Source organism: Blastomonas sp. CCH1-A6, assembly GCF_001556365.1.
Classification (GTDB): Bacteria; Pseudomonadota; Alphaproteobacteria; order Sphingomonadales; family Sphingomonadaceae; genus Blastomonas; species Blastomonas ursincola.
On sequence record NZ_LSIS01000477.1, the window covers coordinates 1 to 15,141 of the forward strand.

The 15,141-nt window shown below is 63.8% G+C and carries 10 protein-coding genes; 4 read left to right on the top strand and 6 right to left on the bottom strand.

The features are described from left to right. Both AX735_RS26555 and AX735_RS21285 read right to left on the bottom strand, forming a co-directional pair. Positions 1-190: hypothetical protein (locus tag AX735_RS26555; protein WP_231750211.1), on the bottom strand; the 190-nt coding region annotated here is incomplete at its 3' end. Positions 191-198: 8 nt separating this feature from the next. Further along, positions 199-5,196, bottom strand: a complete 4,998-nt coding sequence (locus AX735_RS21285) for a Calx-beta domain-containing protein (RefSeq protein ID WP_066284543.1) — start codon at positions 5,194-5,196, stop codon at positions 199-201. A 262-nt stretch (positions 5,197-5,458) separates the two neighbouring features. On the opposite strand from AX735_RS21285, the gene AX735_RS21290 reads away from it, so the two are divergent. The 3 genes from AX735_RS21290 to AX735_RS21300 are packed head-to-tail and all read left to right on the top strand — an operon-like array spanning position 5,459 to position 9,893. Further along, positions 5,459-6,859 (top strand): TolC family protein, encoded by a 1,401-nt coding sequence (locus AX735_RS21290; protein ID WP_171007739.1) that lies wholly within the window; start codon positions 5,459-5,461, stop codon positions 6,857-6,859. Further along, positions 6,856-8,598: a type I secretion system permease/ATPase gene (locus AX735_RS21295; protein ID WP_082751244.1), complete on the top strand. Its 1,743-nt coding sequence runs from the start codon at positions 6,856-6,858 to the stop codon at positions 8,596-8,598. The genes AX735_RS21290 and AX735_RS21295 overlap by 4 nt, the downstream gene beginning before the upstream one ends. Before the next feature lie 2 nt (positions 8,599-8,600). Next, positions 8,601-9,893: an HlyD family type I secretion periplasmic adaptor subunit gene (locus AX735_RS21300; protein ID WP_066284554.1), complete on the top strand. Its 1,293-nt coding sequence runs from the start codon at positions 8,601-8,603 to the stop codon at positions 9,891-9,893. Positions 9,894-10,238: 345 nt separating this feature from the next. Here the strand turns inward: AX735_RS21300 and AX735_RS21305 are convergent, their stop codons facing one another. From AX735_RS21305 to AX735_RS21320, 4 genes are all read right to left on the bottom strand, one after another. Continuing rightward, entirely contained in the window at positions 10,239-10,502 is a 264-nt protein-coding gene (locus tag AX735_RS21305) for a DksA/TraR family C4-type zinc finger protein (RefSeq protein ID WP_066284555.1), read from the bottom strand. 95 nt (positions 10,503-10,597) lie between these two features. After that, the gene (locus AX735_RS21310) at positions 10,598-11,761 is read right to left on the bottom strand and encodes an extracellular catalytic domain type 1 short-chain-length polyhydroxyalkanoate depolymerase (RefSeq protein WP_066284564.1); all 1,164 of its coding nucleotides are present in this window, start codon (positions 11,759-11,761) and stop codon (positions 10,598-10,600) included. Positions 11,762-11,902: 141 nt separating this feature from the next. After that, positions 11,903-12,646 carry an ATP-binding protein gene (locus AX735_RS21315; protein ID WP_171007740.1) on the bottom strand — a complete coding sequence of 248 codons (744 nt, stop codon included), beginning with the start codon at positions 12,644-12,646 and terminating at the stop codon, positions 11,903-11,905. 69 nt (positions 12,647-12,715) lie between these two features. Further along, positions 12,716-13,021, bottom strand: a complete 306-nt coding sequence (locus AX735_RS21320) for a hypothetical protein (protein WP_066284561.1) — start codon at positions 13,019-13,021, stop codon at positions 12,716-12,718. Between the two features lie 173 nt (positions 13,022-13,194). On the opposite strand from AX735_RS21320, the gene AX735_RS21325 reads away from it, so the two are divergent. Beyond that, positions 13,195-13,917: a Crp/Fnr family transcriptional regulator gene (locus AX735_RS21325; RefSeq protein WP_231750212.1), complete on the top strand. Its 723-nt coding sequence runs from the start codon at positions 13,195-13,197 to the stop codon at positions 13,915-13,917. Positions 13,918-15,141 lie beyond the last annotated feature (1,224 nt).

Here is a 15,141-nt window from a genome sequence, read left to right on the forward strand (position 1 = left end):
CCATACGGCCTTGGGACAAACCCGCCTGTCCAAAGCACACCCTCGCATGACCCGTGACGCCAAAAGCGGGCGTCGCTGCCAACATCAGCAAATCACCCAGCCAGAATAGATCGAACGTCAGAATAGAGACCTGCAGCAGAAGCACATCAGGGCAATGTGCCGGGAGGGCATGGTCTGCCCACCCGGCCATCGGTTTCGTCAGAACAGCGTTTCGGTGAAGAAGGGCAGCTTCTCCTGGCTCACATTCACAGCGTTGAAATCGCTCACGCCCAGCAGTGTCACCGACCCGCCGAACGACAATGTCAGTTCGAGATCGTTCACGCCATCGCGGTTCACGTCGCGCACGCGGGTGCGCACAATGTCGACACCGCTGTCGAGCAGGATCGAATCTTCCGCCGTGTTGAAGTCCATGATGGTATCGTTGCCCGCGAGGAAGCTGAACGAGAAGCTGTCACGTCCTGCGCCGCCGGTCAGCGTGTCGTTGCCGCCATCGCCCGACAGCCGGTCATCTCCCGTGCCGCCGTCGAGCAGGTCGTTGCCCAGACCGCCCGAGAGCTGGTCATTGCCTTCGCCGCCGAACAGCCTGTCGTTGCCGATGCCGCCCCACAGTTCGTCATGCCCGCCAAGACCGTTGAGCGTGTCATTGCCGGTCAGGCCGTAGAGCGTGTCTTCGCCTGCCGTGCCGTTGAGCATGTCGGAGAAGATCGAGCCATAGCGGGTCACGCCATCGGCGATGCCGGTGACCCGAACCTCGACCGTTGCGGTGCTGGTGAGGCCGCCAGCATCGCGCACGGTATAGGTGAAGCGGTCGGTGACGACCTCGCCCGGAGCCAGCGCGTCGAAGCTGTCATCGTCGGCGACATAGCGCAGGCTCTTCGATACGGGGTCGAAGACGAGGGTGCCCAAGGTTTGGCTGTCATTGACCGCCGAGATGGTCAGCGTGCTGCCAGCATCGTGATCGGTGTCATTGCCCAGCAGCAGCGACCACAGATTGTCGGTGGTTCCATCCTCGTTGACCGAGACCGTATCGTTGGCCGCCACCGGCGCTTCGTTGACGTCGGTGACACCGATGGTGAACGCCTTTTCGGTGCTGAGGCCGCCCTGATCGGTGACCTTGGCAGTGATCGCGAGGGAAGGGGTTGCCTCAAAATCGAAGGCGGCGGTGGTGGTGATGACGCCTGTCACCGCGTCGACGACGAAGCGGCCGCCGGCATTGTCGACCAGCGCATAGAGCAGCGTATCGCTGGCGCGGTCGGTGGCGCTGAGCGTGCCGACGACCGTTCCGGCGGCGCTGTTCTCTGCCACGCTGGCATTGCCGAGCACCAGATTGGTCGGTGCTGCATTAGGCAGCGGCAGCAGGAAGGAGGCGAGCAGCGGATCGTGATCGGACACGCGGTTCGGGCCTGCGGCCTGTTCGGAATTGATGTGCACGGCATCGACGATGATGTTTTCCAGCAGTCCCGGCGTCACCAGAAAATTGTCGAGCGCCTGGGCGTTGCCGCCGAAATAATAGGTGTAGCGCTCTGCCTCGGGCAGCTCGCGCAGGATATTGGACAGGATGCCGCCTTGCTCGAGCAGTTCGAGCGACTCTTCGAAATAGAAGCCGTTGAAATCGCCCAGCACGGCGATGTTCGCGCCGGGATTGTTGCTGAGGATATTGGTCACATAGGCGCGAATTGCCTCGGACTGGGCAATCCGCGCGCCTTCCCCGGCATTCACTGGCGGCTGCTGGGCGCCGAACAGCGGGCTGCTGCCGCCGCGCGAGGTCGAATGGACGTTGATCGCGGTGATCGTCTGTTCATTGAAGGTGAAGGTCGCGGCCAGCGGTGAGCGGCTGTTGTTGAATGCCGCACCGGGCACCAGCGTGGCGCTGCCCTCGACATAATCGACGCGGTTGACTTGATAGAGATAGCCGTTGCGGATGTTGCCATTGGGCTCGCCCCCTGTGGTGTTGGGCGCGCTCGGGGCGACTTCGACATAGGCATATTGCGGACCACCGGCGGCGTTGATCGCCTCGATGATCAGATTGGCGGTGACGGTGCCCGAAAGGTTCGATCCGCTGCCCGCGCCATCGGCATCCTGGATTTCCTGCAGCGCGATGATGTCCGGCGCACGCAGGTTGAACACGATGTCACTGGCGAGCAGGTTGAACTTTACCGCCCCATCGCTGGGGTCGAGATTTTCGACATTGTAGGTGGCAATGGTCAGCCGGTCGGGCGTGCTGAACAGAGTAGTCGTCTCGCGTGTGGGCGGACCGGCATCGGTGGTCACGGTCACCGCCTCAGTGACCTGCAGTTCGTAGGTCTGGAAATTGTAGCTGATGATGCCCGTGACGTTCGAAAGCACGTCGCCCTGCGTGTAATCGGGGCGGAAGCCGGCAAAAAGGTTGGCATTGTCGTCGATCTGGATCCGTTCCGGATTATAGTCGTCGACATTGTTGGCATCGCCCGAGATGGTGATGCCGCCACGGCTGTTGACGCCGGTTGCCCCGGTACCGCCCGAGGCAACGACGAAGGTCTCGCCGAACTCGTTGGTGTTGCCCGTCACCAGCGGCGCTTCGATGGTCACGCGCATGCCTTCGAGCGATTCGTAGAAATCGGCGGCGTCGTTCTGCGGGTCATAGGTCTGGAAATTGTCGTCATCGAAAACCGCGCTCGGGGGCAGCACGCCGCCGGCGCCCGTGCCGATCAGCGTCGCGGCGGGCAGCGCGTTGCCGGTCGAAATGAGCGTCGCCGCCGACTGGTTGATCTGGGTGATGGTGAGGTTGGTGGTGTTGTTGCCGGGCAGGAACTCGGCGACGGTGCCGCGTACCTCGACCGAATCGCCGACGCTGCGGCCCGGCGCCCCGTTGGTAAAGACAAACACCGCATCGGATGTGCGCTTGTCGCCGTCGCCGGTCGCGTCCTGGATGTAATAGCCATTTGTATCGACAGCGGTGACGATACCGCGCGTGATGACCGTCTGGCCGACATATTCGGAACGATGGCCGAGGCCCTGGATGGTGTAGATCGCGAGGTCCACCGGATCGTCGTTGGTGATCGTGCCGGTGGCGCTGCCATCGATGATCGTCGCGTTGCTGGCATTGGCCAGCGTCACGCTCAGCGTTTCGTTCAGTTCAGCCAGTGTGTCGCCCTGGATGGGGACGACGATCTGCTGGCTGCTGACGCCGGGCGCGAAGGTCAGCGTGCCCGAGAGCACGGCACCGCTGCCGAGGTCCGCAGCATTCGCGGTGCCGTCGAGGTTGATCGTGTAATCGACCGTCGTGGTGAGGCCGCTGGCCCCGGCGCGGCGCACGGTGAAGACGAGGTTCCGGGTGCCCGCATCGCCCTCGACCACCGACGTGTCGAGGATGCGCAATTCACCGGGGGCATTGGGCGAGAGGAAGCTCTGGCCGGTGTTGGCAGCCGCATTGGTGCTCGTCTGCGCAGGCGCCCAGACGAAGTCCTCGTAGTTCGACCCCGTTCCGGTCAGCTGAAGCGACGTGCCGATAGCATCGCCATCCTGTGCCACGCCGATATCGGTGCTGGTGAGCCCGGCAGCTGGGCCGTTGGTTGCGGTGAACGTGCCCTCGTAGGACAGGAACTGAACGACACGGCCCAGATTGTCGACCAGGGCAAACCCGTCCGGAGCGCCGTTCTGGATTCCCGGTGCGGGGAAGGACAGCGTGCCAAAGCCGTTGCTCTGGTCCGGAATAATGCCGCTCAGTGCGATGCCGTTCGCTGATCCGCCCGTCGCCGCATAGGCGACACCGCCATTGCCATTGTACAGCACGATGCGCCAGCCAGCGAGGTTGGTGCCGGCGACGCCCGCAACCTCGATGGCCTCGTTCACATCGCCACCGGCGTTGTCATAGTGAAGCTCGTTCACGAACACATTGGCGATCGGCGCGGGCGCGACATCGTCGTTGACGATCGTGCCGGTCGCGGTCGCGGTACCGATCTGCGTGCCCATATTGGCATTCGACAGCGTGATGGTGAAGGTCTCGTCGGGCTCGACCACGGTGTCGCCCAGAACGTCGAGCGTGATGACATCGACCCATTCGCCATCGACCAGCACGACACGACCGACAAAGGCGCTGCCCGATGCGAAATCGGCGGCATTGGCGTTGCCGAAATTGACCGTATAGTCCGCCGAGGCCTCGCCGCTGCCGCTGCCGGTGCGCGTGACTTCGAAACGGATCTGGGTGGTGCCGCTATTGCCTTCGGTGACAGAGGCATTGGCGATCGACAGCGAGGGCGGCAGCGGCGAGGCATCGTCGTTTATGATCGTACCGGTGGCCGTGGCGGTGCCGATGGTCCCGGCGGTGGTGCCGGTGAGCGTCACCTCGAACGTCTCGTCACCCTCGAACAGCGTGTCGTTGGTCACCGCAACGCGGATCGCGCGCTGGGTTTCACCATCGGCAAAGCTGACGGTGCCAGCCGTGGCGTTGAAGTCGGTCCCGGCGGTGGCGGTGATCCCGGCGAGCGTGTAGCTCACCGTCGCAGCACCGCTGCTGCCGCCAGTGCGGGTGACCAACAGATCGACAAAGCCCTGCTCTTCGCTGGCCGAGGCCGAAGCGACCGAGAAGGTGCCGGGATTGGCCTGCTGACCGATCGCGGTGATCGAGAAGTCGTCGATGGCCAGGCCATCGTCGGAACCGGCGGCATTGAAATCGACCCAGCGGATCCAGAAGGTGGCACCGGCGGGGATGCCTTGGAGAATGTCATAGGTGGCAGATATCGCCGTGCGATTGGCTGCGCTATTGCCGTTCAGCGCGCCCACGGTGCCGGCGGTCACGGGCGAACTGAAATCGAGGGCATCAATATTCATCCAGGTGCCGGTGGTGAGACTGGTCGCGTCGAAACTGATCTGGAAGTCCAGCCGATCAGTCCGGCCCGTTGCTCCCAGTCGCCATTGCTCGCCGGTATAGGCGATTTGCAGCGAACCAATCGTGGTCCGGGTGCTGTTGGTGAACTGGGCACCGATGGTAGGCGCATTGCTACCGCTGAGCAGCGTGCCGAAGGCTCTGTCCGTGCTGCCCGATGCACCGAAGCTGTAGGTATCCCCCGCATTGCCGGAACCCGTGCCCACGGAATAGACTGCATTGGCATTCGCGCCCGCTTCGCTGAACCCCCAACCCATGGGCAGTGCAGAACCGTCCAGAAGGCTGTCGAAATTCTCGGTGAACGCGGTGCCAAGGGTCGTCAGGCTGGGCATATCTCTTTCCTCTTCCGGCGGGCAGGCGGGCCCTTTGCAGGGGCGACGCCCCCAAAGCTGCGCTGGCGTAGCCGCGCTCCATGACGCTTCAGTGAAACTATTGTGGCCGCTGACAAAATTCTGTGGATGAGTGGCAAGGCCGGCCCCTTTGCGAGACAAGCGACCGCTGTCATGAAAACGCCATCGAATTGCGCCAACGCGCGTCTTTGGCCGACGGCACCCTGGCTCCGTACGACCTTGGCATGAAGGGTTTGCTTTGCGCGTGTTTCTGGCATCGGGGCTGATCGGGCTGGTTCTGACCGGGCAGCCCGCCTGTGCCCAGCCGACCGCGCTGTCCGTCCCCGAATCAGACCCGCTGGCGATCGACATGGATGCCGACCCGTTGCTCGCGCTCGAGCGGCAGGATGACGGGCTGGACCTGTTCAAGCGGCGACTCCAGCAGGCCGCCACGGAAAGCCCGGCCATTGCCGAAGCCGAGGCTCGGAACCTTGAGGCGGTGGCGGGGCGCAGGCTGGCCAAGGCCGGACAACTGCCTGCGGGCGAACTTTCGATATCGAGCTTCCGCACGCTCAGCCGAGAGTTTTCGAACGATCCGCAGAACATCATCGAACGCTCGCGCGCGCGCCAGCGCACCGATGCGCTGATCTCGCTTACCCAGCCGCTGGTCGATTTCGGCGCGAGCGGCGACCGCATTGCAGCGGCCGAGGAGCGCGTGACTAGCAGCGAGGCGCGCTTTACCGGCGTTGCCGAGGATGTCGGCCTGCGCGCGATTTCCGCCTGGTACGATCTGTTCGCCGCGCGGACGCTGGTCGCGTTGGGCGAAGCGCTCGACGCCAGTCATGTCTCGCTCGGCGAAGCCATCGACCAGCGCATCGCGCAGGGGGTGTCCGCCCGCGCCGATCGCATCCGCATCGACGGGACCATCGCGGCGGCACGCGCGCGCCTGGCTGGGTTCCGCCGGTCCGAGGCCGGCGCGGTCGCGCGCTTTACCGAATTGCTCGGCGCGCCGCCCGAACGGATCGAACGCGCTCCGCTGCCGCTGCCCATCCGCGTCCCTGATGCCGAGAGCATCGCCCAGGCCATCGAGGCGACGCCTGCCGTGCGCGCGGTCGAGGCCGAAGCCAAGGCCTCGCGCCGCGATGCCCAGGCGCTGCGCGCAGACCTGCTGCCGAGCATCTCGGCCAGCGTCGACGCCGGGCGCTATGGCGTGTTCGAGACCGATATCGATTATGACGTGCGCGCGCGGCTCAACGTGCGGCTGCGGCTGTTCGGCGGCGGCGATGCCCGCGCCGACCAGGCCGCCGCGCGCGCGATGGCCGATGGCGCCCGCGCCGACCGGGTGCGCGACGAGGCGCTGCGCGAGGCCAGCATCGCAGCGTCCGACGTGCGCGCGCTGGAGGAACAGCTGGTCGCGCTGCGCAACAATTATGTCGCCGCCCGCATCTCGCGCGATGTGCTGACCGAACGCTTCCGCGTCGCGCGCGGATCGCTGTTCGACGTGTTGAGTGCCGAGGATGCGTTCTTCGCGACGGCGACCGCCTATATCCAGGGCATTGTCGATCTCGACCTGGCGCGCTACGTGCTGCTCGCGCGCACCGGCGGGCTGCTCCCGGCCCTGGGGCTGGACCGGCTCTCGCCCACCACCTGGGAGGCTGTCCGGTGAATATTGTCGAACGCCCCCCGCGTTTTGCCCGCTGGCTGACCGAGCCGATGCAGCGCAACCGCGCCATCTACGCCAAGGTCGCGCTTGCCGCGACGGTGATCAACCTGTTCGGCATCGTCACGTCCTTGTTCACGATGACGGTCTATGACCGGGTTCTGCCGAACAACGCGACCTCGTCGCTGATCGCGCTGAGCATCGGCCTTGCGATCGTGGTGATCTTCGATTTCGTGCTGCGGACCCTGCGCGCCTATTTCGCCGACATCGCGGGCGCACGGATCGACGAGGAAATCGGCGATACGGTGTTCCGGCGGCTGCTCGCGATCCGCATGGACGTACGCTCAGGCTCGACCGGATCGCTCGCCGCGATGATGCGCGAGCTCGAAAGCCTGCGCGACTTCTTTGCCTCGATGACGCTGACCGCGCTGGTCGACCTGCCGTTCATCCTGGTGACCCTCGCCGTCATTGCGATCATCGGCGGCCCGCTGGTGTTCGTGCCGCTGCTGATGGTGCCGCTGGTGATCATCGTCTCGCTGCTCGCCCAGCCGGCGCTCGACCGGCTCTCGGCGCGCGCCATGCAGCAGGCGCAGCTCAAGCAGGCGGTGCTGGTCGAGGCCATCGGCGGGCTGGAGACGGTCAAGGCGAATAACGCCGCGCCGCTGCTGAACGCGCGCTGGCAGGCGGCGATGGAAAAGCACTCGCAGATATCGCTTAATCAGCGGCTGGTCTCGACCTTCGCGGTCAATATCGCAGTGATCGCCAACACCATTTCCTATGCCGGTGTGGTCGTCGCGGGGGTGGGTATGATCGCCAGCCAGAACCTGACCATGGGCGGACTGATCGCCTGTTCGATCCTCGCGGGCCGCGCGGTCGCGCCGCTGGGCCAGATCGCGCAGCTGATGACGCGGCTGACCCAGGCGCGAACCGCCTATGCGCAGATTAACGGCTTGCTCGAGCATCCGCCCGAGGGTCCGGCACAGACGGCGATCGCGCCCAGGGTGACCGGACAGATAGAGCTGCGCAAGGTCAGCTTCCGCTATCCCGGCCAGGCCGAGGCGGCGCTGAGCGACGTGTCGTTGCGCATCGGCCCGGGGGAGAAGGTCGCGATCCTGGGCCGCATGGGATCGGGCAAGTCGACCATCGCGCGAATGATCATGGGGCTTTACGCGCCTGCCGACGGGCTGGTGCTGATCGATGGCACCGACATGAAGCAGATCGACCCCGCCGCCTATCGCGCGCGGATCGGCGTGGCGCTGCAGGAGAGCGTGCTGCTGAGCGGCAGCATCCGCGACAATATCGTGCTGGGCCGCGAGACCATCGACGATGCAGAGATGCTGCGCGCGGCACAGGTCTCTGGCGCGCACGATTTCATCGGGGTGATGGCAAATGGCTATGACCTTGTGCTCGCCGACCGAGGCGAGAGCCTGTCAGGCGGTCAGCGTCAGGCGATTGCGATGGCGCGCGCGCTCGCCGGATCGCCGCCGCTGCTGGTGTTCGACGAGCCGACCAGCGCCATGGACGTGCAAACCGAGGCGCGGCTCATCAAGCGGCTTGCGGTCGAACTGGCCGATCGTACGTTGCTGCTGATCACCCACCGTCCGCCGATGCTGCGACTGGTCGATCGGGTGATCATCATGGACGGTGGCCGGATCGTCGCCGATGGCCCTCGCGACGAGGTGCTCAAGCGGGCGGGTGCCGCTTCCGGGGCTTCGGACAGCCCTCCAACCGTGCGGGCGGTGTGACCATGGACGATACGAAGATCGAACAGCGGCTCGACCGGCTGCGTCCGGCGAGCGCCTCCAACCTTCTGCTCTGGGCAATCCTGGCGTTCCTCGCGGTGTTCGTTCTGTGGGCGGCGTTCACCGAGATCGACCGCACCGTTCGTGGCGATGGCCGGGTAGTGCCCAGTTCAAGGCTGCAGATCATCTCCAACCTGGAAGGCGGGCTGATCGCGCAGATCCTGGTGCGCGGCGGCATGGAGGTGAAGGCAGGCCAGGCGCTGCTCAAGCTCGACCCGACCCAGACCCGCGCCGAATTGGGCAGCAACAGCGCCGCCACCGCTGCACTCTCGGCGAAGATCGCGCGGCTGGAGGCTGAGCTGGACGGCCGGGAGCCGGTCTATCCCGCCGGAGCTGATGCGGCGCAAGTGCGGATCGAGCGCGCGCTGCATGACGCGCGCATGGCAGAGCTGGCCAGCCTGCTCGCCGGGGCCGGGGCGCGCCAGGCGCAGGCGAGCCGCGCCGTCTTGGAATCGCAGTCGATGCTCGCTGCCCGCCAGTCGGCGCGCGAGGCAGCTGCGAGCGAGCTCGAGATGATCCGCCCGCTGGTCGAGCGCGGCATCGAACCGCGCTTGGCGCTGGTTCAGGCGCAGAATGCCGCGCGCATTTCTGCAAGCGAAGCGCTGGCGCAGACCGAGGCACTGGGCCGTGCGCGCGCTGCCGCATCGGAGGCGGCGGCCGAGGCTAACCGCGTCCGCCAGGAATGGCGCGCCCGGGCCGCAACCGAATTGGCGGGCGTCCAGGCCGAGCTCGCGGCGCGGACTCCTTCCACTCCGGCGCTGGCGGATCGGGTGCTGCGCACGACCGTGCGCGCACCGGTTGCCGGTCGCATCAACCGCGTTCTGGTGACCACCATTGGCGGCAGCGTCGCGCCGGGCCAGCCACTGGTCGAGCTCGTGCCGCTACGAGACCAGCTGCAGATCGAGGCGCGCATCCGCCCGCAGGATATCGGCAGCGTCCACATCAACCAGCGCGCGAAGGTAGACGTTACCGCCTATGATTCCGCGATCTACGGCTCGCTCGAGGGCAAGGTCGCCAGCATATCGCCCGATGCGGTGATCGACGAACGTACCGGCGAATCCTTCTATCTCGTCCGTGTCGTGACCAGCGCCGCCGCGCTGACCGACAAGAGCGGCAGGAAGCTCCCGATCGGTTCGGGCATGGTCGCCTCGGTCAGCCTGCTCGGCGACAAGCGCAGCGTGCTCAGCTATATCCTGACGCCCATCACGAGGGTAACCGATGAGGCGTTTCGCGAATAAGCTGTCGCAAGCTCGGCAGAATGGAGGCTGATCGGCGTCAAGCATTGCCAGATGCGCTCGTTCACAGTGCAATCAGGTGACCGCTCTGGGGCAGCATTTGACGAGTGCGGGCAGTGTGACAGCCGCCTTGAATGATAGACTATGGGTCGCATGTCCCCGGGAGCGGAGTGCTGGTTCCGGATCGGTTGCTGCCGCAAGGCAGACGTCGCATTTTGGGACAAACATGCCTATCCAACGCGCTGCGTTAGATGACCGGTTACGCCAAAAAGCAGCCATCCTTCGGAGGGCGCCAGTTGCTGCCTGACCATTGTCTTCGCTCGATACCTATCGCTGCAGATATCACGATCAGCGCAACTGGCTGTCCTTGCTGCCTCGCCGGTTGATCCCTGCGATGCGCTTCTGACGGTCGCGTTTCGACTGGCAATTTATGCAGGTGCGGGTGCCAGGCAGCGCTTCGCGCCGCGCCTCCGGGATGTCCTCGCCGCAGACCTCGCAATATTCCGAGCCTTCGCCAACCGGCAACCGGGCCCGCGCGTTGAGCACGGCGTCCTTGACCGTATCGTCGATCTGATCCTGGATTGCGCCGTCCCGCGCCCAGCCATTGGCCATCGTAACATCTCCTGATCACGGTCTACGCACCGACCGCCGACCGGCTCCAGCTGGCATTTCGCGGCAAGGCTCGGGCCATGTTCCGAACGGCGCCGTTATCCCGATACTCCGGGTTCGGCCGCGCTGACCGAGAGCGAATGCGAAAGGAAAAAGGCTACCATTGCGCGCGATGCATCAGGGCCGCTGGCATCGGTGTAGCTTCCGGCAGCGTTGCCGCCCGACCAGGCATGGCCGGCGCCATGGACGGTCCATTGCTCGATCTGGACATCGCCATCGGCGGTGCTGTGCCTCGCGCGGGTGTAGGTCCGCCCCGCCAGCTTGTCGCCACGGTCCTGCGTTATAGTGAGCGGCCTATCGGCCTGGCCGGCCGCATGGGCAACGATGTGCGTGCTGTTGATCGCATGGACGGTGGAATCGCTGTCTCCGTGAAAGGTGATCACCGGAACGAAACGGCCGGTCCGATTTCCGTGTTTCGTCTGCCGGGACCCGTCCCGCATCGCCGAAAAAGCTGACATCATGTCCGTGGCCGCACCGCATGCCAGTCCGGAGTGGATGCCGACGGCGGCATAGACGTCCGGATAGGCCGATGCCAGAATCGCAGCCGCTGCGCCGCCCGCCGACAATCCGGCGACATAGACCCGGCTCGCGTCTGCGTCGTGCTCTGCAACGATCTGGCGGGTGAGCGCCGCAATCTGGGCGGGCTCTCCCGTGTCGCGCTTCTGGTCGCCAGGTTTGAACCAGTTCCAGCACCGCGCGATGTTCGCCGATACGGGCTGGCTCGGATAGACGACGATGAAGCCCAGTTCCTCTGCCAGCCGGTTCATGCCCGTTCCTCGGGCGAAATCCGCGGGCGTCTGGCTGCAGCCGTGCAGCATGACCACCAGCGGCAGCCCGCGTGAAGGCCGCGCCGGCAGGTACAACGCATAGCCGAGCGCACCGGCCTGGCCGGCAGGTTCGTGTTCGACAAAGCTGCCGATGCCCGGCGCGACGGGGGACCGCGCGGCTTTGCCGGGCTTTGGCTGCGCTTTCGGTCGGGTGTCCGGCTGTCGCTTCGTGCCGGGCGCCGGGAGCGCGAGCGGAGCGGCGGACAAACCGCGCAGCATGGTTTCAGCGCTAGCGGCACTGGCATCGCTCCGCGCCATCCCGTGCCTCTGCGGCGATGCCGACAGCGTGGACTGGATCAGCCGTGTGGCAGCACCGAGCTTGCCCGCGCGGGTAAGCCGCAAGGCTTCGGCCATGGCAGGCCTCATCTTTGTCATGACGTTCGCAATCATTAATGGTGGGATGGGGCGCCTGTCTGATTCTCGGTCAGATCAGGCAGCAAGATGACGGTCGATATCGCAAAAGGTTGCTGGCTGTGCCGCCATTCCAGGTCTTGAATCTATCCCGGTCGCCTGCCGTTAACCCGCCAACCCCATCGCCGGGCGTGCGAAGACGTTGGCACCGACCCGATAGCCATGCCCGTTTTCACCGACTCCGCGTTCCAGCGATGCGCCCAGCTCAGCGCTCAACCTGTTCAAAAGCGCGCTTCCTTCATGGGCGACAACCTCGGGGAGAAAGTCGGTTCCGTCGTTCTCGACGATGAGCGACAGTCCTGTCTCCCGGTTCTTGAGCGCCACGCGAATTGTACCTCCCTGTCCATGGGGGTAGCCATATTTGAGTGCGTTGATGATCAGCTCGCTGCAGATCAGGATCAGGGCGCGGCGCATATCGGGCACCATCGCCACCGTGTCGGCATCGACAGAAACCGCGATATCCCGCGCCGTGCCGAAAATCTCGGCCAGGCCTACCGCGATCGTTGCCAGAAGCGGTACGCAAGGCACCGGGTCAGACTTGCCGCAATCCGTTCCCAGCGCCTCATAGGCTCGCGCCAGGTTGCGCGTCTTGACGAGCAGTTCGTCAGGGAGCCAGCGGCGTGATGGATGCTCGGCAACGTTGGCAAGCGATCCGGCCAACTGCGCCATGTTCCGGGCACGATGAACCGCATCGGCACGCCATAGCGAAGCATGTTCAATTGGCGTGGAACTGGCCTGGCTGTGCGACAATCGGTCAGAGGCGAACAGCCGCAAGATCATCTCTTCCATTGCGACCTTGCCAGCCTTCTCACCAACCGCTGGGGATATGCTCATGTGAGTCAAATTCATCAGAATTCTCCAGCCTGGAGGTTTGCTTGCCTGCATTGCACAAGCCGTCATTTGGAAGGGCGATCGAGATCAGTCCGGAGGTGATTTCTCCCTGAACTCCGCATCGACCGCAAAGCTGGCGGAAATCGCCTGCAGCAGCTTCAGCGATTCCTGCATCCGGCCACGCGACTCGCCAGCCTGCTCGGCAACTTCGATCTTCACCTCGCAAGTCGTCTCGATCACCGAAAGTGCGCCAGCGACGGACAGGGTTTCTGTCTCGACCAGAGCGTGGAGGATGCTCTCTGCAAGCAACAGGGCCGCCTGGCCGTGCGCATCCGGTTCGGAACGCGCTTCGTGGGGGACGAGCGGCACGGCGTCAGTTGGAACATTGGTCATGATTGGGCCGATGCAAAGCCAGGCGGGAGCGATCGTTGATGCTCTCTGCTACCGGCGCCTGGGATAGCGTACCGACAGTAGGTGGCGTATACGCCCGTTGTCCGAGGGCAAACACAATCGAGGTTAAGGTCGCCAAAGATCAATTCTGCTACCTCAAGGCCGGGAGCACAGTCATGGCCAATGCCTTTACCAATCGCCTCAGTGGTTATGCGCCGCTGAACGACGCGGATGTCGGCCTTCTTGCTGATGCTTGCCGCAACGTTCGCGATCTGCCCGCCGGTCATCACCTGATCATGGAAGGGGATAACCCGGATCCGGTGTTTGTGATGCTCGATGGCTGGGCATGCGGGTACAAGATGCTGCCTGATGGCGGCAGACAGATTCTCGCGTTCATGTTGCCAGGCGATTTCTGTGACATCCATATCGCTGTGCTCAGGGCAATCGACCACAGCTTCGTGACGATCACGCCAGCCCGCGTGGCGCTGCTGCCTCGCGCCCAGATGGAAGCCTTGGTCGAGATAGGGCCAACGATAACGAGGGCATTCTGGTGGTCCCAGCTGGTCGACCAGAGCGTGTTGCGGGCCTGGATTGTCAGCATGGGGCGTCGCACGGCGAGGGAACGGATAGCCCATCTGATGTGCGAACTCTACATCCGGATGCGCAACATCGGCCTGGCGAATGACGCAAATTGCAACATGCCGCTGACCCAGCTGGTCATCGCCGATGCGGTCGGCCTGACCCCCGTGCATGTCAATCGCGTCCTCAAGTCGCTGCGGGTGGAAAAGGTCATGGAGCTGAGTGCAGGCTCGCTCACCATCCTTGATCCCGTCCAGCTCGCAGAGATTGCAGGCTTTGACGGCAACTATCTGCACAGGCGCCTGAGAAAAGCTGACTGAAGCGATCAGCTCTGATGCAACGCGCATCCTTTCACTTCGGACGTTGAAGCAAAGATCATCGGTTTTCCGCCGGGCGCTCTACAACTGTCATTTTCATGGAGAACGGCGAATTCTGGGAGAATGCGCTGGAGCGGACCGGTGTGGCATGCGAGGACATTCTCGCAAAAATCCGCGAAAGCAATTTGCGGCGGCTCAGCGCGGTGAGAATCGTGGTTATGAAGAACACCGCGATTTTCCGGTCCTAAATGATGCAGAGGCAGATTACAGAATCCTGACGGGCGTCCGCCATGTGTAGCGCAAGATTTGGGTGAAACCTGGCGTTGGACGACTGAGCCATTCTGGGATATACATTGCCTCTCATGAATGGCCGGGCCGGATGCCGCTTTTTCAAATTTTCCACGAAGGCGTTCGGGGTCGGCAGGTTAAGCCAAAGTGTTTGGCTGCTTTCAGCTGGGCCTGACATTGGCTGGCTTTAAAGGCAACGTCTACTTGTGGGTCGCTATCGGACGACCTTTTATGCCGCCGCCAATGGACACTGTCCGAAGGGGAATTGGAAGACAACCCAGCGCAGCGACGACACATCATTCGTCCGCAAACAAGGGGCTATGTGCTTCAGGACACGATCCGATTTTGTGGTGAGTTCCGCTCAGATCGAGCCATTTCGACTCATTTGGCACATCGTGGCGATGGTGTCCGGAGATGCGCCTTCAACAGGATTTATGTCGGGCATAACCTGTGGATGACTTGCAAACCCCATTGCACTTTAAGGCGGTACGAATCATCGCTCCTGACGTGGCCACCTGAGGATACCACGACGATGGCCAAGTTGTTTTCGATTCGCAGACTTACGTAAATAATTTCAAATAGTTAGGCTGGCTTCAAGAGCTGGCTGGGGTGGCAGGATTCGAACCTCTGCCGAAATGGCCAGTTATGGCTGTAAGTGATTGAAATATATAGGCCGTATCACCCCGCCCGACGCTGTACTGACACGCTATGCGTCACAAGGCAAGTCTCATATGTCACACCCATGGTTAGGTGCGCCAGAAATGCGCTGGGCGGCTCGGTCAACGGAGGCAGGGTCGTGATTTGCTAGGCCTCAAGAGGCGTGTACCGCGCCGCAAAAATCCTTCGTGCCCGGTCGTGCCGCCACGACGTTTCAGGGGCCGGCATAAGGTCACGTCCGTCAATGAGGTGTAATTTGGGGTGTGGTCACCGGGCTGCATG